Annotated in this window: 21 protein-coding genes; 14 read left to right on the forward strand and 7 right to left on the reverse strand. The window is 60.9% G+C overall.

Annotated elements, in window-relative coordinates:
- Positions 1 to 237: 237 nt before the first annotated feature.
- Positions 238 to 909: a PEP-CTERM sorting domain-containing protein gene (locus AC097A_RS00005; protein WP_479619277.1), complete on the reverse strand. Its 672-nt coding sequence runs from the start codon at positions 907 to 909 to the stop codon at positions 238 to 240.
- 333 nt (positions 910 to 1242) lie between these two features.
- Between AC097A_RS00005 and AC097A_RS00010 the strand changes: the two genes are divergently transcribed.
- Genes AC097A_RS00010 through AC097A_RS00025 form a run of 4 tightly spaced genes read left to right on the forward strand, consistent with a single transcriptional unit; the run spans position 1243 to position 2734 of the window.
- Entirely contained in the window at positions 1243 to 1824 is a 582-nt protein-coding gene (locus AC097A_RS00010) for a hypothetical protein (RefSeq protein ID WP_479619278.1), read from the forward strand.
- A gap of 34 nt (positions 1825 to 1858) precedes the next feature.
- The gene (locus AC097A_RS00015) at positions 1859 to 2074 is read left to right on the forward strand and encodes a glycine zipper 2TM domain-containing protein (protein ID WP_479619279.1); all 216 of its coding nucleotides are present in this window, start codon (positions 1859 to 1861) and stop codon (positions 2072 to 2074) included.
- A gap of 50 nt (positions 2075 to 2124) precedes the next feature.
- The gene (locus tag AC097A_RS00020; RefSeq protein WP_479619280.1) at positions 2125 to 2406 is read left to right on the forward strand and encodes a hypothetical protein; all 282 of its coding nucleotides are present in this window, start codon (positions 2125 to 2127) and stop codon (positions 2404 to 2406) included.
- Positions 2407 to 2410: 4 nt separating this feature from the next.
- Positions 2411 to 2734, forward strand: a complete 324-nt coding sequence (locus tag AC097A_RS00025) for a hypothetical protein (RefSeq protein WP_479619281.1) — start codon at positions 2411 to 2413, stop codon at positions 2732 to 2734.
- A gap of 40 nt (positions 2735 to 2774) precedes the next feature.
- On the opposite strand, the gene AC097A_RS00030 is transcribed toward AC097A_RS00025, so the two are convergent.
- Positions 2775 to 3635 carry a diguanylate cyclase domain-containing protein gene (locus AC097A_RS00030; protein WP_479619282.1) on the reverse strand — a complete coding sequence of 287 codons (861 nt, stop codon included), beginning with the start codon at positions 3633 to 3635 and terminating at the stop codon, positions 2775 to 2777.
- A gap of 6 nt (positions 3636 to 3641) precedes the next feature.
- Positions 3642 to 3842, reverse strand: coding sequence for a hypothetical protein (locus AC097A_RS00035; RefSeq protein WP_479619283.1), 201 nt, complete (start codon positions 3840 to 3842; stop codon positions 3642 to 3644).
- Positions 3843 to 4009: 167 nt separating this feature from the next.
- Between AC097A_RS00035 and AC097A_RS00040 the strand changes: the two genes are divergently transcribed.
- Together AC097A_RS00040 and AC097A_RS00045 are read left to right on the forward strand one after the other, a co-directional pair.
- Complete coding sequence (locus tag AC097A_RS00040; protein WP_479619284.1) at positions 4010 to 4756, forward strand: Crp/Fnr family transcriptional regulator; 747 nt, start codon at positions 4010 to 4012, stop codon at positions 4754 to 4756.
- On the forward strand, positions 4753 to 4911 hold the full coding sequence (locus tag AC097A_RS00045) for a DUF3309 family protein (RefSeq protein WP_479619285.1): 159 nt from the start codon (positions 4753 to 4755) through the stop codon (positions 4909 to 4911). The genes AC097A_RS00040 and AC097A_RS00045 overlap by 4 nt, the downstream gene beginning before the upstream one ends.
- Positions 4912 to 4916: 5 nt before the next feature.
- Here AC097A_RS00045 and AC097A_RS00050 read toward each other — a convergent pair whose 3' ends face one another.
- Entirely contained in the window at positions 4917 to 5636 is a 720-nt protein-coding gene (locus AC097A_RS00050; protein ID WP_479619286.1) for a Crp/Fnr family transcriptional regulator, read from the reverse strand.
- Between the two features lie 203 nt (positions 5637 to 5839).
- Between AC097A_RS00050 and AC097A_RS00055 the strand changes: the two genes are divergently transcribed.
- The 6 genes from AC097A_RS00055 to AC097A_RS00080 are packed head-to-tail and all read left to right on the forward strand — an operon-like array spanning position 5840 to position 16263.
- Positions 5840 to 6400 (forward strand): sterol desaturase family protein, encoded by a 561-nt coding sequence (locus AC097A_RS00055; protein ID WP_479619287.1) that lies wholly within the window; start codon positions 5840 to 5842, stop codon positions 6398 to 6400.
- Positions 6397 to 6642: a hypothetical protein gene (locus AC097A_RS00060; protein WP_479619288.1), complete on the forward strand. Its 246-nt coding sequence runs from the start codon at positions 6397 to 6399 to the stop codon at positions 6640 to 6642. Before AC097A_RS00055 ends, AC097A_RS00060 begins: the two co-directional genes overlap by 4 nt.
- Before the next feature lie 5 nt (positions 6643 to 6647).
- Entirely contained in the window at positions 6648 to 14918 is an 8271-nt protein-coding gene (locus AC097A_RS00065) for a GH36-type glycosyl hydrolase domain-containing protein (RefSeq protein ID WP_479619289.1), read from the forward strand.
- Positions 14919 to 14969: 51 nt separating this feature from the next.
- Entirely contained in the window at positions 14970 to 15284 is a 315-nt protein-coding gene (locus tag AC097A_RS00070) for a BON domain-containing protein (protein WP_479619290.1), read from the forward strand.
- A 5-nt stretch (positions 15285 to 15289) separates the two neighbouring features.
- Entirely contained in the window at positions 15290 to 15574 is a 285-nt protein-coding gene (locus AC097A_RS00075; RefSeq protein WP_479619291.1) for a CsbD family protein, read from the forward strand.
- Positions 15571 to 16263, forward strand: coding sequence for an OmpA family protein (locus AC097A_RS00080; RefSeq protein ID WP_479619292.1), 693 nt, complete (start codon positions 15571 to 15573; stop codon positions 16261 to 16263). Before AC097A_RS00075 ends, AC097A_RS00080 begins: the two co-directional genes overlap by 4 nt.
- A 119-nt stretch (positions 16264 to 16382) precedes the next feature.
- On the opposite strand, the gene AC097A_RS00085 is transcribed toward AC097A_RS00080, so the two are convergent.
- On the reverse strand, positions 16383 to 17252 hold the full coding sequence (locus AC097A_RS00085) for a LysR family transcriptional regulator (RefSeq protein WP_479619293.1): 870 nt from the start codon (positions 17250 to 17252) through the stop codon (positions 16383 to 16385).
- A gap of 99 nt (positions 17253 to 17351) precedes the next feature.
- Here AC097A_RS00085 and bla point away from each other — a divergent pair, with 99 nt between their 5' ends.
- On the forward strand, positions 17352 to 18233 hold the full coding sequence (bla, locus tag AC097A_RS00090) for a class A beta-lactamase (RefSeq protein WP_479619294.1): 882 nt from the start codon (positions 17352 to 17354) through the stop codon (positions 18231 to 18233).
- 95 nt (positions 18234 to 18328) lie between these two features.
- Here the strand turns inward: bla and AC097A_RS00095 are convergent, their stop codons facing one another.
- Entirely contained in the window at positions 18329 to 18775 is a 447-nt protein-coding gene (locus AC097A_RS00095; RefSeq protein WP_479619295.1) for an OsmC family protein, read from the reverse strand.
- A gap of 65 nt (positions 18776 to 18840) precedes the next feature.
- Positions 18841 to 20898: a catalase gene (locus AC097A_RS00100; protein WP_479619296.1), complete on the reverse strand. Its 2058-nt coding sequence runs from the start codon at positions 20896 to 20898 to the stop codon at positions 18841 to 18843.
- 380 nt (positions 20899 to 21278) lie between these two features.
- On the opposite strand from AC097A_RS00100, the gene AC097A_RS00105 reads away from it, so the two are divergent.
- Complete coding sequence (locus AC097A_RS00105; RefSeq protein WP_479619297.1) at positions 21279 to 22265, forward strand: extracellular catalytic domain type 1 short-chain-length polyhydroxyalkanoate depolymerase; 987 nt, start codon at positions 21279 to 21281, stop codon at positions 22263 to 22265.
- Positions 22266 to 22338: the final 73 nt, after the last annotated feature.

The raw sequence follows: 22338 nt of genomic DNA on the forward strand, positions 1-22338 counted from the left end.
ATACAGCGATGGTCTGGCGCTCTTGGTAGTCCAGCTGTTTGTATTCTTGCTTCAGTTTCATGAACACACCTTATTGAAGTTTCAATCGGTGTGTTGCACTTCACTTTTGAGCGGGCCTGGCACAAGAACCTATATGGCACCAAACTATTGTTAACTTAGTAGCCCTGCGTGGTTCGTTGTGCTTCTTGACGATTGCCCTGGCTCTTGACAGAGCAAGCAGGGCAACGTGCCAACCAATTAGGTCTTGGTAGCTCCCGATTTGTCCTTTGCATTGTTGCGACGGCGAGCGATCGTACCCATCAAGCCCAAACCAGCCAGCAAGAGTGCATAGGTTTCAGGCTCCGGAACTGCAGCGGCAAATCCAAGGGCGTTGTCACCAATGCCGTTAAGCAAGCCGAAGTTGCCCGGCTGGTACTCGCGTGCATTCGTACGAATGATTTGCGTAAAACTGCTTGTTCCCGGATTGATTTTGGACAGACCGTTGGGGACGAAGTTGAAGCCAATCACCCCGGCGTTGGTACGGTCTGCATAGTCAGACTTTTCAGTACCAGAAACAAACAAGTCAAACGCAGCATCCGTCTGGTACACGTTCACTACGGACGTGCCGAGACTGCTGAAGTCATAACCGGTGAAACGTTCCACACCGTTCTTGGAGCTGGTGTTGTTAGTGAACTGGTAGTAGAAGTCCAGGCCATTGCCGGTGTCATATACCGCTGCGCGGGCGGTACCGTTGTAGCTGGCGTTGCTGATGTAGCTGACAGCCTGTGCCAGCAGGGTTCCTCCGAATGAGGTGGCCGAGTAGTCCACATTGGCGGTGGGCGTGTTGCTGACCAATACAGTGGCTTGTGCATTGCTGAACGCAGCGATGACCGCCAAAGCGACGGCACCTTGTTTCATTGAAAATTTCATGGTTGCTTCCTTGTAAGGTTGAAGGGATGTGGTCCACCGATTGCGCACTCCGCGGTGACCCAAACGCAGGCTAGCGACCTGCCTCCATCCCATATGTGCGCTACAGAACATTGCATCCGAATGATTAACTTTGCACCGCCCGGAGTGCAGGCATATTCCCCAGAGTCGCCTGTGTGCTCTTCCATACAGACCGCGGTGATTGGACTATCTAAGCTGCAGGCATCGGACCCAAATCCAGCGCGCTGACTTCTCGCTGGTTCGGCGATGAACGTTGACGCGGAGCCTGTCATGTGCCCGCGTTGCGCCTATGTCTTGTCACACCAAGGAGGCTCTATGCCCATTCCTAAACTTCAACTGATCTTTCTCGCCATGGGGTTGGCCAGCAGTACCTCACTGCTGGCCCAGGGCTTGCCCAAGGCGGAGTACAAATCCGGCCAGCAAGTAGTGGCGGATGACTACCAAGCAGCCAAAGTCAAATGCGATGCCCTCTCGGGCAATGCCAAAGATATTTGCGTGGTGGATGCCAAAGCGGGGCGCAAGGTGGCCAAGGCCAATCTCGAAGCCAATTACCAACCCACCGAGAAGAACCACTACAAGGCACGCCTGGCCAAAGCCGAAGGTGACTATGACATGGCCAAGGAGCGCTGCAGCGAAAAAGCGGGCAATGCCAAAGACGTCTGTGTGAAAGAAGCCAAGGCCCTGGAAGTAACGGCCAAGGCCGATGCAAAAACCCAGATGCAGACCCGTGACGCCAACAAAGAAGCCAAAGAAGTGACCCAGGATGCCCGCAAAGATGCGGCCGAAGAAAAGACTACGGCTGCCTTTGCACTGGCCAAAGAAAAGTGCGACGCGTTAGCAGGCGTTGCCAAAGACAACTGCGTGAGTGAAGCCAAAGTCAAGTTTGGCAAGCAGTGAGCGCAGCACCTTCCATCTACCAAGGAAAAACACCATGAGCCATATCAGTAAAACGGCATACGCCGCAATTTATGCGGTAACTTTGGCAAGCCTGGCCGGTTGTGCAGGCATGACTGCACAAGAAAAAGGCACAGCCATCGGGGCAGGTGCCGGAGCCATTGGCGGCGCCGTCCTTGGCGGCGGTGCCTTGGGCACTATCGGTGGTGCCGCCGTAGGCGGTGTCATCGGCCACGAGGTCACCAAGCCGTGATTCGCCACGCCTCAAGTCCATCCCCCATTCCCACCCTTACGGAGCGTTCTATGCTTATGTCCAACACCCCCCATCCTACTGAACCCTTGAGTGACGGCATCTTGCCCTTTATGAGCGAGACCGTCGAACAGGCTGATGCGCTCATGCATCGGGGCGCCGACGCAATGCGTCAAACCGGCCAGAACCTGCAACAACGAGCCACCCACGCGGGTGAACTGGCAAGCGACTATGTACGCAAGGAGCCCTTCAAGTCCTTGCTCATGGCAGCCGCCACCGGGGCGGTGCTCATGGGCATGGTGAGTTTGCTCAGCCGTTCCCACGCTCCGCGCTAGCAGCATGCTGACGCCCGACGCAGTACTCAGCCGGCGGCTGGTGTATGTGCTGACAGCGTACTGGGGGCACAAGATCTTGTGCTACCTGGGCGCCTTGGTGCTGGCCACAGTCGGGCTGGCGCTGGGCGGTGCTGCCACCATGCTCTGGGATATCACACCCGCTGCATCACAGTGGATTTTGCTGGTGGTCCCTTGCCTGGGTTTGCTGGCATCGGCGGCATGCTGGTTTTCGGCCCGCGCTAGCACCGAAAGCATGGAGTTGGAGCAATGCATTGCGCTGCTGGAAGCGGATCAGCTAAGGCTGTATGCTGGCAGCACAGAGCAGTGAGCGGGAGCGCCACCACTGTGGCGCTCCCCTCGATCTCCGCTTAATTCACTTCGCCGCACTGGTCAAAAAACGCATAGCCGCTCTGCATGCGTTTGGCGTGGTACATCGCTGCATCAGCGTTCTTCAACAGAGACACCGGAGTAGCCCCATCCTTGGGGCAAATGGCAATGCCGATGCTAGGGCGCACTGTCACGTCATGGATGCCAATCTTGCAGGGCGCGGCGACTGAGTCGAACAACTTGGCAGCGAGTTGTGTCAGTTGTTTGCGGTTACCCAGCCCACGCAGCAGGCAAGCAAATTCATCGCCGCCCAGGCGGCACACCACGTCCTCCATACGCACCCCCTGGTTCAGACGGGCTGCCACGACACGCAGTAACTCATCGCCAGCGCTATGGCCACGCGTGTCATTGATCAGCTTGAACTCGTCGAGGTCCAAAAACAGGACTGCCAGCCCCGCTCCGGCCAATTGCGGGTCCTCCAGTGCGTGGTGCAACTGGTCTTCAAAAAAACTTCGGTTGGGCAGTAGGGTCAGACTGTCGTGCAGCGCAGAGTGGCGAGCCCTTCGTTCGCCCGCACGCGTGCCCATCAACTCGTTGCGCGCCTGTAGCAGCGCGGATTGGGTTTCCAACATTTCCAACTTGAGCAGAGCGTTGCGATCCAACTCACCATCCAGACGGGTCTGCAGAGTATCCAAAGATTCGACGCATTCCAGCACGCTCATGCAAAAGCGCGACAGCACATGGTGATCGGCTTGGCCATGGCCTTGCGCCGATAGCTCACCCACTGTGAGGTTCAGGCGCAGTTTCACCGCGTTGAGCATGCTGTCCCAGTCGGGACTCGCCAGGGGCAGTGCTACCGTGTCTGTGTGGTGCAGGCCGTTGTAGCCAGGGAGTGCGCTCATGGCTGCTCAGCTCGCTTTGCGCGCAGTGGCAGGGGTCGGCGATACCGCTCCATGCAGTAGAGGCCGGATGGGCAGATGCAGGATCTCCTTGTGCACCCGTGCTGCGGTCGCCCGCAGCACGTCCATCGCGGTATCTCGCGGTCGGGCGTCAGGCACCAGGTCGCGAACCAAGTACTTGGGGCTTTTGCTCGTGGTAATACTGGTCATGGGGAGTCCTGTGGATGTAGAGAATTACTTTTTAGCAAGCGACGTTGACAAGGTCTGTACGCCAACGAACAAGTTGTATTGGTTCTTTCGGGCCATGGTGCGCCAGCGCACAGAGAGGCAGCGCAACCATTGCCACACTGGGGCTCACATTCACTTCAAAGGACACCATGAAAGCCATCTCCGGCACGCTGAGTCCCGGTGAGGCCAGCAATAACTTGCTGCTGGCCCGTCTGACCCGTAAAGATCGCCTGATGGTGCAAGCGCAGGCCGAATTGGTGGACTTGACGCTCCAGCAGGTGCTGTGGATGCAAGGCGACAAAGTGGGTTACGTGTATTTCCCGCTCTCCGGCTACGTCTCACTGGTGGTTAACGCCGACGCAGTGCACGCCATTGAAGTCGGCATGGTGGGCGCAGAGGGCATGTTGGGCACAGGGATTGGTTTGGGTGTGGTGCACTCCCCTCTACAGGCATTGGTCCAGGAAAGTGGACAGGCATTGCGTCTAAATGCGAGTGATTTCTCCCTCCTGCTCACCACATGCCAATCCTTTTCCCGAGTGGTGGGGCGATTCACTTTTTTTACCATGAGCCAGCTGGCCAACGCCTGCGCCTGTGTGCGCTTCCATTTAGTGGAGCAGCGGCTTGCGCGCTGGCTGCTCATGAGCCATGACCGCTCACCTGGCGATGAGTTTCCCATGACGCATGTATTCCTGTCTGCCATGTTGGGCGTGCGCAGGGTCAGCGTGACCAATGCTGCAACGGCCATGCATGCTGCGGGGCTGATTGACTACCACCGCGGTGTGGTGCGCGTGGTTGATCGTGCAGGACTGGCGGCCGCGGCCTGCAGCTGCTACCAGCGGGATTGCGAAAGCTACGACGCTGTTTTTTCTTTACCCACCAAAAGGAGCGCGGCATGAGCCTTGGCACACTGATACTGATTGTTCTGGTTCTTATGCTGGTTGGGGTGTTCCCGGCCTGGCCGCACAGCCAATCCTGGGGCTATGGCCCCAGCGGTGGATTGGGGCTTTTGTTGATCGTCCTGCTCGTTCTGGTACTGACGGGACGCTTATAGCGGAGTCAGGTCGCCATGGCTTTAGGCAGCAGGCGGTCGTACTCCACTTTAACCACCTCGTAGCATTCGCAAGCCCGGGCTTCCAGGCCCGGGCGGTCCAGCACAGTGATGTGCCCCCGCGCGTAGCTGATCAAACCTGCACGCTGCAGCTTGAGGGCAGACTCGGTAACTCCCTCGCGCCGCACGCCCAGCATATTGGCGATGAGCTCCTGCGTCATGATGAGCTCGCTGCCGCGCAAGCGATCCAGACTCAACAACAGCCAGCGGCAGAGCTGTTGGTCCAGCGAGTGGTGGCGATTGCAAACCGCGGTTTGCGACATCTGGGTAATCAAGGCCTGGGTGTAGCGCAGCATTAGATGCATCACCGGACCGGAGCGGTTGAACTCCTCTTTCATGGTGTGAGAGCTCAATCGAAAGCCCTTGCCTGCGCTTTGCACCACCGCACGGCTGGGGGTAGAGCCGCCTCCCATAAACAGGGAGATGCCGACCACCCCTTCAAAACCGACCACCGCAATCTCGGCGGATGCGCCGTTTTCCAGCACATACAACAAGGACACGATGGCCGTGGTGGGGAAATACACATGGCGCAGCGTAGCGCCAGACTCGTAAAGCACCTTGCCGAGTGGCAGGTCTACTTCTTCTAAGAGCGGCAGCCAGCGCGCCCATTCGGCATCGGGCAGGCAGGCTAAAAGTTGGTTGCGTTTCGGGTTGCTATCTGGGGGCATGGACACCTCGGATTGGTGGAGGGACGGTAGCCAAACCGACAGATGGGTGGTTCGTACTGAAATGCAGTTTAGTCCTGCACCTTGCGGAGGTATGTGCGCTATCGCACCAAAGCTCCCATCCTTGCACCAGAAAGAGTGCGCTGGCGAACAGACTGGAGCGTGAGAGTTACGCAGGATGGAGCTCTACAAAACGGAGGCACCCGATGGGGCTATTGACAATCGAGCACAGCCTTTTGGCCTACCGCCTGGATTTTGTTCTGTACACCGCCGCCGTGTTGTCACTGGGTGGCTTTTTGCTGGGGTTGACACCTGCCCCCATGGCCTGGCCTGTGGCAGGGTACGCCCTGCTGGGCTTGGTAGCCTGGAGCCCGCTGGAGTACGCCCTACACCGCTTTGTGTTGCATGGCATACCTCCTTTCAAACGTTGGCACCAGGCACACCACGCGAACCCCATGGCACCCATCTGTAGCCCCACGCTACTGAGTGCGGGCGCCATCCTGCTTTTTTGTTATCTGCCTGCCTGGTGGGTGTTGGGCGCTTGGCGTGCCACAGGACTCACATTGGGGGTGTTAGTGGGCTACTTGTTATATGCAGTCACACACCACGCTTTGCACCACTGGCGCGCACCTTGGCCGTGGCTGCGCAGGCGCAAGAGTGCCCATGCTTACCACCACCATACCCACGCGTCGAGTCACTTTGGTGTGACCACCGGTGTCTGGGACCAGATCGCGGGCACCACCCGCATTGGCAAGGAAACCCCATGAAACAAGCATCTCCTACACCGCCACCATGGAGCACCGCTGCCTTTGGCACGTCAGCAGACACCTCACCCATGGAGCTGGATGCCCTCTCGGGACATTTGCAGCGCTGCACCGTGCGGCGCAGTGGTGCACAGGCCATGCACTTTGCGGCCGGCTCCTTGCTGCGTTTTGTACTGGGCCGTTCGGTAACGAGTGTGGTGCTGCTGGTCCTGCTGCTCAGTGCGGCTGCGTCTGTGGCTGCCTGAGACGCATGCGATTGGTAGCGCTGCGCCACTTGGTTCCTTTTGCCCCGGCCGGCCTGGCACGGGTTCTGGATCTGCAGGCCGGCCCCCTGGATCCCCCAATTCGCTCTGAGGTCTTTGGTGAAAGCCGTTTTGCACAACACGGGCGCAGCCTGGGTATCAGCCACCAATACACCAGTGTGCGGCGGCGCAGGGATAGCTTCACGCCTCGGCTACGCCACAACATCCAGCGCCTGCGCTTGGCCAATGCCTACATCGGGACCCAGGCGCAGACGGGCTACGACATCAGCCCCGCGGCAGAGTGGTTGCTGGAGAACTTTCACCTGCTGGAGGCTCAGTTCAAGGAAGTGTATGAGGGCCTGCCCAGCTCCTATTTCCAATCTTTACCCATCCTTGTACAAGCGCCTCTGGCCGGGTTACCCAGGGTGTACGGCGTAGCCTGGGCATTTGTAGCCCACACCGATGGTGCTTTTGATGAAGACTTGCTGGTGCAGTTTTTGCACGCCTACCAGGAAACATGCGCGCTCAACCTGAGCGAGCTGTGGGCCTTGCCCACCACCTTGCGGGTGGTGCTGATGGAAAACCTGCGCCGCCTAGCAGACCGGGTGGCAGCAAACAAAGCCGCCCGTGAGCTGGCCAACATTTGCTGTGACCACCTCGATAGTCACGACGTAACGCGACTGAATGCCCTGTTAGACCTGTTACGCCCACGTGGAGTTGGTGGAGTTTTCATGGCACAGATGGCATTGCGCCTGCAGGCCACGGTGCTGGACAGCAATACCGTTTACAAGGATTGGCTGTACATCACCATGCCGGATGTGGCTGAGATGCTGGTGCAGCAGCGTGCCGACCAGGCTGCCGACAACGTAAGTGTGAGTAACTCAGTCACCTCCTTGCGCGCCATTGGAGACACCGACTGGGCCAGCGTGATTGGGCAAGTGGACATTGCCACCCGCTTGTTGCTGGAGAGCCCAGTGTTCCAGGCAGAGCACCCCCTGACTCGGGAAGACACACTGCACGGCGTAGAGGCGCTGGCCAAGCGCAGCGCCAGAAGCGAGGCCGATGTGGCCAAAGCCTTGCTGGCCGCCATGGCACAGGCCAACCCTGCGCAACAGGCCAGTACGGTGCCCGCATACTGGTTGCAAGGGGCAGGCGCACCCACATTGCGGCAAGCGCTTGGAATGGCGTCGGTGCCCTATCTGTATGGACCTGAGGCCGTGCGTCGGCTGGCCTTGCCCGCCTACTTACTCACCATGGCCTGCAGCACGGCGGGACTGGTGTGGTGGCTGCTAACACAACATTGGAACGTAGGACTCGCAACGCATGCTGGCTGGGGCTGGCTGGCCCTGGGGCTGTTGGGCATTCCTGCGTCAGAGGCCATGGTGGCCCTGGTGAACCGCCTGGTGAGCGAGTCGGTACGGCCGGCCCGCCTGCCCCGCATGGCTTTTGCCCAAGGCATTACGCCGGAGCACCGGGTGCTGGTTGTGATTCCCGGCATGCTGGGGAGCGTGCAAGACGTCAATGCGCTGGCCCACCGGCTGCACCTGCACTACCTGGCGAATACCGAGGAACAGGCCCAGTTCGGCCTGCTAACCGACTGGCTCGATGCACCGACCTGCACCCTACCAGGGGATGCGGCCTTACTGGCACATGCGCTAGACAGCATTGCAGCGCTGAATCTGAAATACCCACGGTCTGACCCGACCCAATGCCCACGTTTTGTTTTGTTGCATCGCAAACGGCGGTTCAGCGAGTCAGAACAGCGCTGGATTGGGTGGGAGCGCAAGCGGGGCAAACTAGAGCTTTTGATTACCACTCTGGCACTGGGCCATAACGTCGGGCTGATGGACCTGGGAGATGCGAGCCGTCTGCAGGTCGGTACCCGTTATGTGTTGACACTCGATGCCGATACCCAATTGCCCTCCGGGCGCCTGCGCTCGCTGGTGGGCATTGCGGCCCATCCCAGCAACCATCCGCGCGTAGACCCAGTTACGCGCACCGTGGTCTCGGGCTACGGCATTCTGCAGCCGCGTGTTGCGACACCCTTGCCGAAACAGGGCATGCGTACCCCCTACCACTGGCTGTTTGCGGGGCAATACGGCATTGACCCCTACAGCATGGCCAGCTCCGAGGTGTACCAGGACATTTTTGCGCAGGGCACCTTCACTGGCAAAGGACTGTTGCATGTGCAGGCCCTGCACCAAGTGCTGGCAGGACGCCTGCCAGAAGAGCGGGTGCTGAGCCACGACCTGCTGGAGGGCGCCATGGCACGTTGTGCCGCCGTGACAGACGTGACCGTGCTGGAAGATGCGCCACACCACCCCGATGTGGCCTATGCGCGCATTCATCGTTGGACGCGCGGAGACTGGCAACTGCTGCCCTTCATGCTGCGTGCCAGGCACTACGGGATCACGACCCTCAACCTATGGAAGATGCTGGACAATCTGCGTCGCTCGCTCGTAGCGCCCGCCTGTGTAAGCCTGCTGTTGCTGTCTGTCTGTGGCGTGGGGCTTACCCCTGCTGCTGCGATGGGACTGGTGTTCATGGCCTATACAGCAGGCCCGCTGATGGGCGCCTTTGCCGGCCTGTTTCCGAGCCGACCGCATGTGGCACTTCGTTATTTTTACGCCCAGGCTGGCACCGAGCTGCTGCGCGCGCTGTGCGTAGGCGCCTGGCAGATTGCGCAGTTATTGCGCCAGTCCGCCCTGGGCTTGGATGCGGTGGCGCGCGCGCTGTACCGCATGCTGGTCAGCGGCAAGGATTTGCTGGAATGGACCACGGCAGCGTCCACACAGGCGTCTGCCAAAACGGGGCTTGTGCCACTGTTGCGACAACATTGGCCAGTGTCAGCCTTCGGTCTGCTGCTGGCCGCCACGCTGTGGCACCAGGTGGAACACCCGGCATACGCCCTGCTGCTGTTTGGGCTCTGGTTCCTCTCTCCTGTAGGAACCTGGCTGGTCAGCTGCGTGCCAAAAGCCCGCACGGCCCAGAGTCTGTCCAAGGCAGACCGCCTCTACCTGGGCAGCGTGGGCCGCGATACATGGCGATTTTTTGAGCGCTGTGTCACCCCACAAGACAACTACTTGCCACCCGACAACCTGCAGGTTGTGCCGATTGACCAACTGGCCCACCGCACCTCTCCCACCAATATCGGCCTGTACCTGTTGAGCACGGCATGTGCAGCTGAGTTTGGTTGGATTGGCACCACCGACATGCTGGACCGCATGGAGCACACCCTGGCCACCCTACGCACCTTGGAGCGCTACCGAGGGCATTTTTTCAACTGGTACGACACGCAGACCCTGGCACCGTTGTTACCGGTCTATGTCTCCACCGTAGACAGTGGCAACCTCAGCGGCCACCTGCTGGCCAGTGCACAAGCGTGTCTGGCCAGGGCAGCCCTGCCCCACGCCCTGGCACACCGCACGCGCTTGTGCACATTGGCACAGGCGCTGCAAGGCCTGGCATGGGAAGCCGGGTACGGTTTCTTGTACAACCCCAAGCGGCGCCTATTCCACATTGGTTACCGCGTACTGGAGCAGGAACTGGACGCCAGTTACTACGACCTGCTGGCGTCGGAATCACGGCTCACAAGCCTGCTCGCCATCGCCAAAGGAGATGTTCCGGTCTCTCACTGGGCGGCCTTGGGCCGCATGCACTATGTATCGGGTTTGCGGGTCGGCTTGCGTTCATGGTCGGGGTCCATGTTCGAGTACCTCATGCCCTCCTTGGTACTGGCCGAACCGGAAAACAGCGTGCTACAGGTCGCCAACCGCGCAGCGGTGCAGGCACAGCAGGCTTATGGAGGGTTGCGCGGTGTGCCATGGGGCATTTCGGAGTCGGCATATGCCGGACGTGACAGCTCCCTGGCGTACCAGTACGCACCGCAAGGCGCACCAGCACTGGCCTTGCGCCGCACGCCAGCGGATGAGCTAGTGGTGGCGCCCTATGCGACAGCGCTGGCCACTTTGGTGGACCCGGTAGCGGCCATCGCCAATTTCCGACGTCTGGAGGGCTTGGGTGCACGCCAGGCCTGTGGCTTCATTGAAGCCCTGGACTACACACCGGCGCGCCAAAACGGCCCTGAACCCTTCACGCCAGTCGCCACCTACATGGCACACCACCAGGGCATGTGTATTGTGGCGTTGGCCAATGTGCTGATGGAGGGCGTGGTGCAACGTTGGGGGATGGCAGATCCCCACATTGATGCGACCTCGGCCTTGCTCCACGAACGTTTACCCAAAGAGGTGTCGCAGCACCTCAATCTGGCCCCAGGCTTGCCGTTGCAGATGCTGCGCCACCGGGTTCCGGGCATGCTGCGCAGCGTGCGCCCCGGCGCTGCAGCCGTGGAGCCCAGCCACTTGCTCTCCAATGGCAACTACAGTGTGGCACTGCGCCCTCAGGGCGCTGGCTGGAGCCGCTGGAAAGGCGTAGGCGTGTCCCGCTGGCGCGACGATGCGTTGCGCGACCACTACGGCACCTTCTTTTTTGTACGCGCCCTTGCCCCAAGATCCACCAGTGGGCGCCACTCGCTCACCCAGCATCCAGCGCCAGATGCCAATGCCGTGTACGACTGCACCTTCCATGCAGACCGGGTGGTGTTTTCGGCCCTCTGGCCGAATCTGCGAACCCAGATCACCGTCTGGGTGAGCCCTGAGGACGATGTCGAGTTTCGGCAGGTCGAAATTTGCAATCTGGCAGATGAAGGCACTTGGCTGGAGTTGTCGTCAGCGCTGGAAATCACGTTGGCCAGAGCCCAGGCCGATGCGGCACACCCCGCTTTTTCCAACCTCTTTGTCAACACACAGTGGCTGGCACCACAGCGCGCCCTTCTGTTCGAGCGCAAGGCCCGGATCGCCAACGAACCAACGGTGAGTGCCGTGCACTTCATCGCGCATGCCGATGCGAGCGTGCTACAGGTTCGGGCCTGTGCGGACCGCCAGCAGTGGGCAGGACGCAACCGCAAGCCCGGCGAGGACAGCGGCTGGAGCGAGGCCTCCGTGGCTCCACCTGCATATTTTCAGGACGTAGGTCCTGACGCCAATGGCCTGGACCCCGTAGCGGCACTGGCGGTACGCCTTCACCTGGCGCCCCATGCGAAAACCGTGCTGACCTTTGCCACGGCCGCTGCAGCAGACACACAGCTGCTGCATGCCTTGCTGGACAAGTACCAGCAGGCCAATCACTTGCAACGCGCCTCATTGATGTCTGCGACCCTCACCGGCATCCGCCTGCGAGCCTTGCGCATCAACCCGGAAAACTTTGCAGCAGTGCAATCGCTGACTACCGCACTGCTGCTGGTGCTGAGCAAGCCGCGCATTAGCCGTGCATTTGCTTTTCCTGCGCCAGGCGTGGTGTGTGACAAGTCGGTATTGTGGCGCTGGGGAATTTCGGGTGACCGCCCTATCGTGCTGGTCTCCATTGCGATTCTTCAGGGTCTGGGGTTGGTGCGGGGCTTGGCACAGGGGCTGCGCATCTGGGCATGGGGTGGGGTGGACTGTGACCTGGTGGTGATCAATGCCGAACCCGCGTCGTACCAACTGCCGCTGCAGCGGGAACTGCTGGACCAGATGCAGCGTCTGCAGTCAGATTGCCCGCCGGCCAGCGCGCGGGGTACGGTTCAGTTCTTTGTGCTGCGCAACGAGGCCCTGAGTGCCGATGAGCGCAGCACCTTGCACGCCTTGGCTCGCATCCACATCGATTCCCACGGCCGCCCACTGGCACACCATGTGTCGGAATGGGAGGCCTTGCACCATCGCGATGCGCTGCTGCGCCAACTGAAGGCCTGCCAATCCGTGGGAGTCGCCGGCCGTGCGGGGCAGGCGCACCAAGTTAGCGTAGGAAGCTTTGACACGGAATCAGGGAACTTCAGCTTTGACGTGACACAGCAACAACGCCCCCTGCGCCCTTGGTCCAACGTACTGGCAAATGCAGAGTTTGGCACAGTGCTGACCGAAACCGGGGGGGGCTACACCTGGGCGCGCAACAGCCGCATGAACCAGCTCACCCCATGGTCTAACGACCCGGTCGCTGATCCGCCCGGAGAATGGCTCTTGTTGCAGGATCGCAAGACGCTGGAAACCTGGTCACTGGCCCCCAACGCCTGGGGAGATATGCGGTGTCGCTACACAGTGGTGCATGGACCAGGCGGTTCACGCATTGGGCACCAACGCGGCCCGTTGGACATCAGCCTGCATTGGACTGTGGACCCGCATACGGCGGTCAAGCAAGTGCAGCTGCGTATTCACAACCAAGGAGAGCGCCTGGTGGCACTGCGCCTGGTGGCCATGGTGGAGTGGGTGCTGGGGGCAGGACGGCAGGACCGGGCCAGCACCCACACCTCCAGCCACCAGGAAACGCTGGTGGGTGGGCGCAACACCGTACTCATGTGCCACCAGCGTGAGCGCTCGGGGGGGCTTGGGAGCGGTACTGCCTTTTTAGCGACCAAAGAAGCCACACGTGGCGGCGCATTGGAGTGGACCTGTGACCGACGCGAGTTTTTTGATGCCAGCGGTGCGCTGGTCATGCCCGCCCGGCTGGCATCACACTGTGGCGATGGGCTTGACCCATGTGCAGCACTGTCCCAAAACCTGGAAGTCGAGGGCGGTGAAAGCACCGAGCGCATATTTTTAGTGGGTTATGCATCGGACGCGGTGTCTGCACTGACCTTGGCCCGCGACGCATTGCGCGTGCCGGGTGCCAGCCGTCTAGCCGCAGTGGACGCCTATTGGCGTGGCGTGCTGGATGCCACCCAGGTGCACACCCCCGACCCTTTGTTTGATGTGTTGGTCAATCGCTGGCTGCTGTACCAAGCTGTGGTGTGCCGCTTGCATGCCAAGGCCGGTTTTTACCAGGCAGGAGGCGCCACAGGTTACCGCGACCAACTACAAGACGCCATGGCACTGAGTTGGGCCAAGCCCGAGCTGCTGCATGCGCAGATCGTGCTGTGCGCCTCGCGCCAGTTTGAAGCCGGCGACGTGCAGCACTGGTGGCATAGCCCCCTGGGGGCAGGTGTGCGCACCCATATCTCGGACGACCTGCTATGGCTGCCCATGGCCTGCAGTCGTTACCTGCAGGCAACGGCCGATACAGCGCTGCTGGATACACCTGTAGCATTTCTGCAGGGGCAGGATATTCCAGCGGGGGCAGAGGACGTTTATTTCACCCCCGGGATCAGCGCGGTCCAGGCCTCGGTCTACGAACATGCGGCCCGGGCCATTGACCACAGCCTCACCCATGGTGCACACGATCTGCCCCTGATGGGGGCGGGAGACTGGAACGATGGTATGAACACCGTGGGCCACCTGGGGCGCGGTGAGTCGATCTGGCTGGGCTGGTTTGTCTGCGACATCGTGCGTGACTGGGCACCGTTGGCCCAGCAGCGGGGCGAGCTGGCGCGGGCACAGCGCTGGCGCGAGGCAGCAGCACGCTGGGAGCAGGCCTTGCGCACCAGCGCGTGGGACGGGGCCTGGTTCCGACGGGCCTACTTTGACGACGGCCAGGCCCTGGGGGCCAGCAGCAACGCCGAGTGCCGCATCGACCTGGTGGCCCAGGCGTGGGCGGTGTTGTCCGGCGTAGCCGGGCCAGCACAGCAAGCAACGGCCATGGCATCGGCCCACTCAGAGTTAGTCGACCCACACGCCGGGCTGATTCGGCTTCTGGCTCCGCCCTTGCAGCACATGCTGCCCCATGCGGGTTATATCCAGTCCTACCCGCCCGGAGTGCGGGAAAACGGCGGGCAGTACTGCCACGCAGGTGTCTGGGCGCTGATGGCGCAAGCGCGCTTGGCCTCTGCGGGGCAGACGGACGTGCCCTACACCTACTTCACCTACCTGAGCCCGGCTCACCGTAGCCACCACGCCGTGAACGGCCCGGTATATGGCTTGGAGCCGTATGTGATGGCAGGTGATGTGTATGCCGCTGCGCCCTATATGGGGCGCGGTGGCTGGAGCTGGTACACCGGCTCCGCAGGCCTGATGCACCGTGCGGCGCTGGAATCCATTCTGGGTTTGCAACAGAGGGCGGCGGAGCTGTGGTTCTCCCCCTGTCTGCCTGCACATTGGCCCGAGGTGACCGTGAACTTGCATCGCGATGGCTGTGACTTGCATTTCACGTTGCAAAGGCTGGAACACTCCGCAGTCGCCGCCCGGGCACAGGCGCTTGGCGCGACTGTCTTGCACGTAGGAGAGCGTTTGGCATGGAGCACAGTGCAAGGGCCCGCGCACTTTCTGGTTCCCATCGATATGGCATTGGGTGCGGCAGCGTACCGACGCGCCTGAGCAAGCCCTCTATATTGACTTGGTACCTATCCTGTATCTCTGGAGAACACCATGAAAACCATTCCCCGCCTCGGCAGCACCCTGGCCCTTGTCGCTCTGGTCTCGCTGTCTGGCTGTGCCGTTCAGCGTGGGCAAGAAAGCATGGGGGCTTACATCGACGACGCCACCATCACCACCCAGGTCAAGAGCCGCTTTGTCGAGAGCAAGCTGGTGGATGCAGGCGCTATCAGCGTGGAAACCATGAAGGGGACTGTCATGCTCTCCGGTTTTGCCAAAAACACCACGGAAAAAACTACCGCCGAGAGCATTGCTCGCAAGGTCAGTGGCGTGACCTCGGTGAAGAACGAAATCACCGTACGTCCTTGAAAACCATGTCCCTACCCGCACAGGAGAACAGCATGAAAGATGCAGCACGTTATTGGGCCTTGATTGAGAGCAACTGGAAACAGGTGGCAGGCCAGGCCAAGGAACATTGGGGAAAATTTACCGACGAGGAGTTGACGGCGATTGCTGGCAGGCGCGAGCAATTCATGGGTAAATTGCAGGAACACTATGCCCTGACCACGGTAGAGGTGGAGCGGCAAATGGCGCAGTGGGCCCGCAAAGCCAGCGAACCCTGGTTCAAAAAGCCACCGGTCAGAGAGGCACAACCATGAGTCCGCGCGCCATCCTGTGGGCGCCATGCAGTGCCTTGCTGCTGTGCTTGCCTTTGGCCGCACAAGCGCAAACAGCGGTGAAGCCAGGGTATTGGTTGGACGCGAGCGGCCAATTCATTGGCTCTGCCACGCCCGGCCAGTGCTGGCACAGCGCAGAGTGGACCCCTGCCCTTGCGGCACCGCCCTGTGACGGTGCCATTGCCGCCGTGGCTGCCGTGCCAGTGCCTGCGCCACCCGCGCCCGCTGCGCCAGAACCCGTTGCTGCGGCCCCCGTGCCGATACCTGTCCCGGTTGCTGTCCCGCAAAAAATGAGCTACGCGTCAGATGCGCTGTTCGCATTTGACAAGTCAGCCTTGAATAACGAAGGCATGAACATGCTCGATGAGTTGGCTCTCCAGCTCAGTGGCGCCAGCTATGACACCATTCAGGTGACTGGGCATACCGACCGGATGGGCGCTACCGCGTACAACCAAAAATTGTCACTGCGACGCGCAACGGTGGTGGGCGACTACCTGGTGTCCAGGGGCATAGCAGCAACCGCCATCAAGGCATCAGGCCAGGGAGAAAAGCAACCCGTGACGGCTCCCACTGACTGTGTGAGTGGAAATCGCAGCGCGCGGATTGTCTGTTTAGCGCCGGATCGCCGGGTGGATGTAGAGGTTCAGGCAGTCAAACCGGTATCGCCCTGACATTCACCAGCCTGCGCCTGGAGAATGGGGGCGTTCCCTCGCGCAAAGTGTTCTTTGTTCCAATAGAACTCGACCCCAAGAGTCAACTGAAGGTCAAAGGCAACTGGGGAGTGGCGAGCTCACCGGGTCTGTTCAATACAGCTCTGCGCCAGCCACTCCCGAAACGCCAGCATCGCGTCACTCTCACGCCGCGTCTTGAGCCGGGTCAGCCAATAAGCACCCAACTCGACCTGGGTGTCGAACAGGCGAACCAAACGCCCTCCCCGCAGGTCACGACTGAACAGGCGTACCGGCAACAGGGCCACTCCCGCCCCCTGCGCGGCCGCATCCGCCAGCACCAGGGATGAATCAAACATGGGCCCGGTCAGGAGCGGGGGCTCCAGCCCTGCAGCCTTGAACCAGGCCAACCATTCATCCACACGGTACGAGCGCAACAGGGTTTCACGACCCAGGTCGCGCATGGTGTGGATTCGGCTTGCCACGGAAGGCGCACACACAGGGGCCAGGGGCGCGGACAACAGATGGACGGCTTCTGTGCCGTGCCAGTGGCCGTCTCCAAAACGAATGGCGTAGTCCAAGCCGTCGCCAGCCAGGTCCACCCGGTTGTTGTTGGTGAACAGCCGTAACTCGACAAACGGATGCCGCGCCTGAAACTCACGCATACGCGGCAGCAGCCAACCCACCGCAAAGGTGCCCACCACGCCAACCGACAAAACTTCTTTCTTGTGCGTGGCCTTGAAGGTTTCCAGCGTTGCGCTGATCCGCTCAAACGCATCCACCAGCACCGGGAGCAAAGCCATGCCCTCATCGGTCAAAGCCAGCCCTTTGGGCACGCGCCTGAACAACTTTTTGCCCAGCCGGTCTTCCAGGTTCTTCACATGCTGGCTCACTGCGGTCTGCGTCAGGTGCAGCTCCAGCCCGGCACGGGTGAAACTCAGGTGGCGGGCGGAGACCTCAAAGGCGCGCAAAGCGTTGAGTGGTAAATCCATAGTGACCCAAGTTTTTCTTTGGTTAAAGCCCAATTATTCCCGTTTGAACAAACACCCGGTCATTTTTATGATTCGCCTCTTTTCAGAGGAACCACCACAATGCATCGACGCACCTTCTCCGCTTCCATGGCCTGTGCCGTCTTGGGCACCACCCCCCTCTTGCCCAAGAATAGCTTTGCCAGCAATCAACAAACGCAGATCACGGCAGCACTGCAAAAACTGGAGGCCAAAGCCCAGGGCCGCCTGGGCGTGCACATGGTGGACAGCGCCTCCGGCCAGGAATACGGCTACCGCTCGGACGAACGTTTCATGATGCTGAGCTCCTTCAAGATGCTGGCAAGCGCCCTGGTGCTGGCGCGCGTTGACCGCGGCCAGGAATCACTGGAGCGGCGAATTCGCTACCGCAAGCAGGACCTGGTGCCATGGTCCCCGGTAACCGAGGCGCATGCCGATGGCGAAGGCCTGACCCTGGCCCAGCTCTGCCAGGCCACCATCACCACCAGTGACAACACGGCGGCCAACCTCATCCTGGCCAGTTATGGCGGCCCCCAAGCGCTGACCGCGTTTGCACGCCAGTTGGGCGACACGGTCACGCGGCTGGACCGCAACGAACCCGAGCTCAATGTCAGCAAAGGAATACTGGACACCACATCGCCCCGTGCCATGGCCAAGACCCTGCAGGTGCTGCTCACAGGCAACACACTTTCGCCGTCATCGCGCCAGTTGCTACAGCAATGGTTTCTGGCCAACACCACAGGCGGCAAACGGCTCAAAGCCGGCATGCCCATCGGCTGGGCCATTGGCGACAAAACGGGCACCAACAAGACCGACTCCAACGACATTGGAATCCTGCTGCCCCCGCAAGGCGCGCCCATTTTTGTAACCGCCTACCTGGCCGACAGCGCGGCGAGCAGCCAGGTCAGGGACGAGACGCTGGCTGAAGTGGGCAGGCTGGTGGCCAGCACCGGCAGAACAATATAGCTACATAATTGATAGCGGCTTGCGCATATTCCACAAGGGCCAAAGGCATTTTTGGCACTAAAACTGGGCGCTGAGACAGCAACTTGCAGAGCGCATCACACGGGCCCCGTTTCCAGCGTAGCCTGCAGCGTGATTTCTGCCACGCCCGCCAGCGCCTTGGACACCGGGCAGTCGCGTTTGGCCGAGGTGGCGATCTGCTGAAACTGGCCTTCATCGATGCCAGGCACGGTGGCATTCATGTGAAGCGCAATCCGGTCAATCACAAAACCAGCGCCCGGCTCCGACAGCCGCACATGGGCCTGGGTGTCGATGGTGGTGGTGGCAAAGCCGGCTTTCTCGCAGGCGAACGAAAACGCCATGGTGAAACACGCGGCGTGGGCAGCGCCCAGAATTTCTTCGGGGTTGGTGCTGCGGCGATCTTCACCCCATCGGCTCTCAAAGCCGTAGGGGTAGTCCATCAGTGCTCCAGACCCGGTACTGACTTTGCCCGAGCCATTTTTGCCCGAGCCGTCCCACAAAACACTGGCAGATTTTTCAGTCATGGTGAATCCTTTCGTGAATGCTTTGGCGGCCTCTAGCCCAAGGTCTGGTCGGAATACCCAGGGGCCTACAGCAGGGCGAACAGGCGGTCCATGTGCCGGTGTTTGCCTATCGCGTGGATGAATTGGGCGGTCCCGTCTGCCACCTTGCTGGTGGTGGACTGGATGATGCCGGGGTCGGGGACCGTGCCGCGCAGAAAGGTGTTGATGCCCGCTTGCTCCACCAGCACCTCCGATGCGCCCAGCACCAGCAAGCTTTTGCCATGGTGGTAGTGGCTGCTGATGAACGCTTGCACCGCGCGGCAGGTAGTCAGTTGTGCAACGCATGCCTCACCGTCGGGCAACACCACCGCATCAAACAACACGGGTGAGCTGTTCTCAAACGTTGCCGTGGCGTGCAAGGCCGTGCCATCGGAGGTGTTGATGGCACCCAGCGTTTTGGCAACGATGCAGGGCACCGCGTCGGCCGCCGTGAGTGCCTGCACCACCGTGGCGATGGACGCACCCGACACACCGTCGGCCACCAGAATCGCCACTTTGCGAGTGCGAATGCCACCGTCCCCCGGCAATGCGGTGAGCGACAGCGCCGGGGACCGGTCAACTTCTGGCTTGGGGGGCTGGGGCATTGCGCGTGCCAGGGCGGCGGGCACGGCAATGCCCAGGCCCTGGGCCACGGTGCTGGCCAGCGCGGGGGACACATTGACCAGCGAGGCCACCATGCGCTCCTGGATGGCGGGCACGGTCAGTTTGCTTAACTCGAACCGAAAACCCGCGGCCAGGTGGGCCTGCTCCAAGTCGGTCTGGCTGTTCCAGAACAAGGTGGCCTGGGTGTAGTGGTCAGCAAACTTCTCGGGTTTGCCACGCACCTTGTCCCCGTGCTCGGGTTGTGGAAACGAGTTGAAGCCCGCCGCACCGGCCTGGAACGGGCAGCCCCCGCCCAGCGAGTTGGGCTCATACGCCACGCGGCCCGTAGGCACGGCCATGCGGTGCAAGCCATCGCGCTGGTTGTTGTGGACCGGTACCTTGGGCGCGTTGATGGGCAGCTCGTGAAAGTTCACCCCGCCCAAGCGCGAGATTTGGGTGTCGATGTACGAGTGGATGCGCCCCGCCAGCAAGGGGTCATTGCTGAAATCAATGCCGGGAACCACGTGTGCGGCGCAAAACGCGACTTGCTCGGTCTGCGCAAAGAAGTTGTCGGGGTTGCGGTCCAGCACCATGCGCCCCACCGGTGTGACCGGGACCAACTCTTCAGGAATGAGCTTGGTTGCATCCAGCACATCAAAGCTAAACGCCTCGGCCTGGGCTTCGGTGAATATTTGCAGGCCCAGCTCCCACTCGGGAAATTCACCGGCATCAATCGCCTCCCACAGGTCGCGGCGGTGAAAGTCGGAGTCCGCACCGGCCAGGGCAACCGCCTCGTCCCACACCAGAGAGTGGGTGCCCAGCAGAGGCTTCCAGTGGAACTTGACGAAGTGCGACAGCCCCTCTGCATTGACGAGCCGGAAGGTGTGCACGCCAAAGCCTTGCATCATGCGCAGGCTGCGCGGAATACCGCGGTCGGACATGACCCACATGAGGGTGTGGGTGGTCTCGGGGCTGAGCGAGGCAAAGTCCCAAAACGTGTCGTGCGCGGACGCAGCCTGCGGCATGCCGTGGTGGGGCTCGGGCTTGACCGCGTGGATCAGGTCCGGAAACTTCATCGCGTCCTGGATGAAAAACACCGGGATGTTGTTGCCCACCAAGTCCCAGTTGCCTTCGTCGGTGTAGAACTTGACGGCAAAGCCGTGCACATCGCGGGCCGTGTCCACCGAGCCGCGCTCCCCGGCCACGGTGGAAAAACGTACGAACACCGGTGTGATTTTTCCGGCAGCCTGGAACGGGGCCGCACGGGTGAGGTCCGGCAAGGCCTGGTAGGCCTCGAAGTAGCCGTGCGCCGCAGAACCGCGCGCATGCACGATGCGCTCGGGAATACGTTCGTGGTCAAAGTGCGTGATTTTTTCGCGCAGGATGAAGTCTTCCAGCAGCACCGGCCCGCGCAGGCCTGCCTTGAGCGAGTTCTGGTTGTCGCCCACTGGCACGCCTTGGTTGGTGGTGAGGGTGGGAGGAACGGGGGGAGATGTTTTCATGGCGTGGCCTTTTTCGGGGTCAAGTGTTCAGCTCACAAACAGGGGAATCGAATGGCTGCGTGCGGCTGGTGTGCATAAAAATGCGTCCCGCTTCGGCCAGCTCCGTGGCATTCGCATACGCAGGGCTGTCTTTACCGAGGGGGGCCTGTGTAGAAATTTTTCACCTGAAAGTGCTGAAGAAATACGCATGCAAAGTCCCATCCATAAACTGCAAAAAAAGGGGCATAGCGGCCAAATAGCCGCGTCATGCCGAAGCTGGACCTTAGTTCTGCAGATGACATCTGTATGTGTGAAACCGCACATTCAGGCGCGTGCATCTGCAATAAGGTTCGTTTAACTTTTATGGGTGAACGATGGGCAAGAAATTTTGGACAAAAGCCATGCAACGCCAGATGGTCGCGTTGGCCCGCAGTGCCTTGCGCGCGGGAAAGAAGGCACAGAAACTGGCGATCAAGTCGGCACCTCAGGTTCGAAAACGCACCGCGCCCCTAGGCAGCCATTGGAGCTCGGGTGTGGCCACAAGCGCAGCGGGGCTGCGCCGCTACCACCTGTTCAAACCACCCGCCGATATGGCGGAACACGGCATGCCATTGATGGTGATGCTGCACGGCTGCAGCCAGGATGCACGCAGCTTTGCGGCCAGCACCCACATGAACCGCCTGGCCGCAGCGACAGGATTCATGGTGCTGTACCCCGAGCAGGAGCTGTTGGCCAATGTGCAGGCGTGCTGGAATTGGTTTGACACACGCGCGGGCCGCGCACACAAGGAGGCCACCAGCATTCTGTCGGCAGTGGACCAGGTGTGCATCCGTTACCCCGTGGACACACGGCGCGTTGTGGTGGCTGGCATGTCTGCGGGAGCCAGTATGGCGGCGTTGCTTGCATTGCAGGCCCCGGAGCGTTTTCTGGCGGTGGCCATGCACTCAGGCGTAGGGCCAGGAATGGCCGAGTCCACCGCCACCGCACTCTCCGCCATGCGGGGCCACATACCCAAAGGCACGACCAAGTCGCTTTCCGCCAAAACGGTGCTGCCCGCTTTGCTGGTCATACACGGTGATAGAGATGCCGTGGTCGTACCGTCCAATGGGGCGTTAACGGTTCAGCGCTGGGCTGCGGCATCAGATGCCACTGCCGTTGCCCCCCGGGGGGTACAGCGCGGTGCGCGTTACCCAGTGACCGTACACGACTGGAAAGTGGGGCAGCGTGTGGTTGCAAGCTTGGCGGAGGTCAGGGGTTTGGGTCACGCCTGGAGCGGTGGTTCTGCAGCGCAGTCTTTTTCAGACCCAGCAGGCCCGGACGCGTCACGCATGGTGTGGGCATTTTCACAGCGTGAATTCCAATGGACCCAAAGCCGCCGTCATGCTTGATCTACGCGGGGTCATCGCAGCCCCCGTGCAACTGCCAGCACCTCTCGCGCAATTCAGCCGATGGATTCTTTTC

This window comes from Rhodoferax sp. XS2R6, assembly GCF_056521365.1.

What these genes read in the sequence shown, in the direction of transcription:
- AC097A_RS00050 (WP_479619286.1), bottom strand. Translation starts at nt 5,636, where the DNA reads ATGCCCCCAGATAGCAACCCGAAACGCAACCAACTTTTAGCCTGCCTG.
- AC097A_RS00085 (WP_479619293.1), bottom strand. Translation starts at nt 17,252, where the DNA reads ATGGATTTACCACTCAACGCTTTGCGCGCCTTTGAGGTCTCCGCCCGC.
- AC097A_RS00075 (WP_479619291.1), top strand. Translation starts at nt 15,290, where the DNA reads ATGTCCCTACCCGCACAGGAGAACAGCATGAAAGATGCAGCACGTTAT.
- AC097A_RS00040 (WP_479619284.1), top strand. Translation starts at nt 4,010, where the DNA reads ATGAAAGCCATCTCCGGCACGCTGAGTCCCGGTGAGGCCAGCAATAAC.
- AC097A_RS00020 (WP_479619280.1), top strand. Translation starts at nt 2,125, where the DNA reads ATGCTTATGTCCAACACCCCCCATCCTACTGAACCCTTGAGTGACGGC.
- AC097A_RS00015 (WP_479619279.1), top strand. Translation starts at nt 1,859, where the DNA reads ATGAGCCATATCAGTAAAACGGCATACGCCGCAATTTATGCGGTAACT.
- AC097A_RS00065 (WP_479619289.1), top strand. Translation starts at nt 6,648, where the DNA reads ATGCGATTGGTAGCGCTGCGCCACTTGGTTCCTTTTGCCCCGGCCGGC.
- AC097A_RS00035 (WP_479619283.1), bottom strand. Translation starts at nt 3,842, where the DNA reads ATGACCAGTATTACCACGAGCAAAAGCCCCAAGTACTTGGTTCGCGAC.
- AC097A_RS00030 (WP_479619282.1), bottom strand. Translation starts at nt 3,635, where the DNA reads ATGAGCGCACTCCCTGGCTACAACGGCCTGCACCACACAGACACGGTA.
- AC097A_RS00045 (WP_479619285.1), top strand. Translation starts at nt 4,753, where the DNA reads ATGAGCCTTGGCACACTGATACTGATTGTTCTGGTTCTTATGCTGGTT.
- AC097A_RS00025 (WP_479619281.1), top strand. Translation starts at nt 2,411, where the DNA reads ATGCTGACGCCCGACGCAGTACTCAGCCGGCGGCTGGTGTATGTGCTG.
- AC097A_RS00060 (WP_479619288.1), top strand. Translation starts at nt 6,397, where the DNA reads ATGAAACAAGCATCTCCTACACCGCCACCATGGAGCACCGCTGCCTTT.
- AC097A_RS00055 (WP_479619287.1), top strand. Translation starts at nt 5,840, where the DNA reads ATGGGGCTATTGACAATCGAGCACAGCCTTTTGGCCTACCGCCTGGAT.
- bla (WP_479619294.1), top strand. Translation starts at nt 17,352, where the DNA reads ATGCATCGACGCACCTTCTCCGCTTCCATGGCCTGTGCCGTCTTGGGC.
- AC097A_RS00070 (WP_479619290.1), top strand. Translation starts at nt 14,970, where the DNA reads ATGAAAACCATTCCCCGCCTCGGCAGCACCCTGGCCCTTGTCGCTCTG.
- AC097A_RS00010 (WP_479619278.1), top strand. Translation starts at nt 1,243, where the DNA reads ATGCCCATTCCTAAACTTCAACTGATCTTTCTCGCCATGGGGTTGGCC.
- AC097A_RS00100 (WP_479619296.1), bottom strand. Translation starts at nt 20,898, where the DNA reads ATGAAAACATCTCCCCCCGTTCCTCCCACCCTCACCACCAACCAAGGC.
- AC097A_RS00105 (WP_479619297.1), top strand. Translation starts at nt 21,279, where the DNA reads ATGCAACGCCAGATGGTCGCGTTGGCCCGCAGTGCCTTGCGCGCGGGA.
- AC097A_RS00095 (WP_479619295.1), bottom strand. Translation starts at nt 18,775, where the DNA reads ATGACTGAAAAATCTGCCAGTGTTTTGTGGGACGGCTCGGGCAAAAAT.
- AC097A_RS00005 (WP_479619277.1), bottom strand. Translation starts at nt 909, where the DNA reads ATGAAATTTTCAATGAAACAAGGTGCCGTCGCTTTGGCGGTCATCGCT.
- AC097A_RS00080 (WP_479619292.1), top strand. Translation starts at nt 15,571, where the DNA reads ATGAGTCCGCGCGCCATCCTGTGGGCGCCATGCAGTGCCTTGCTGCTG.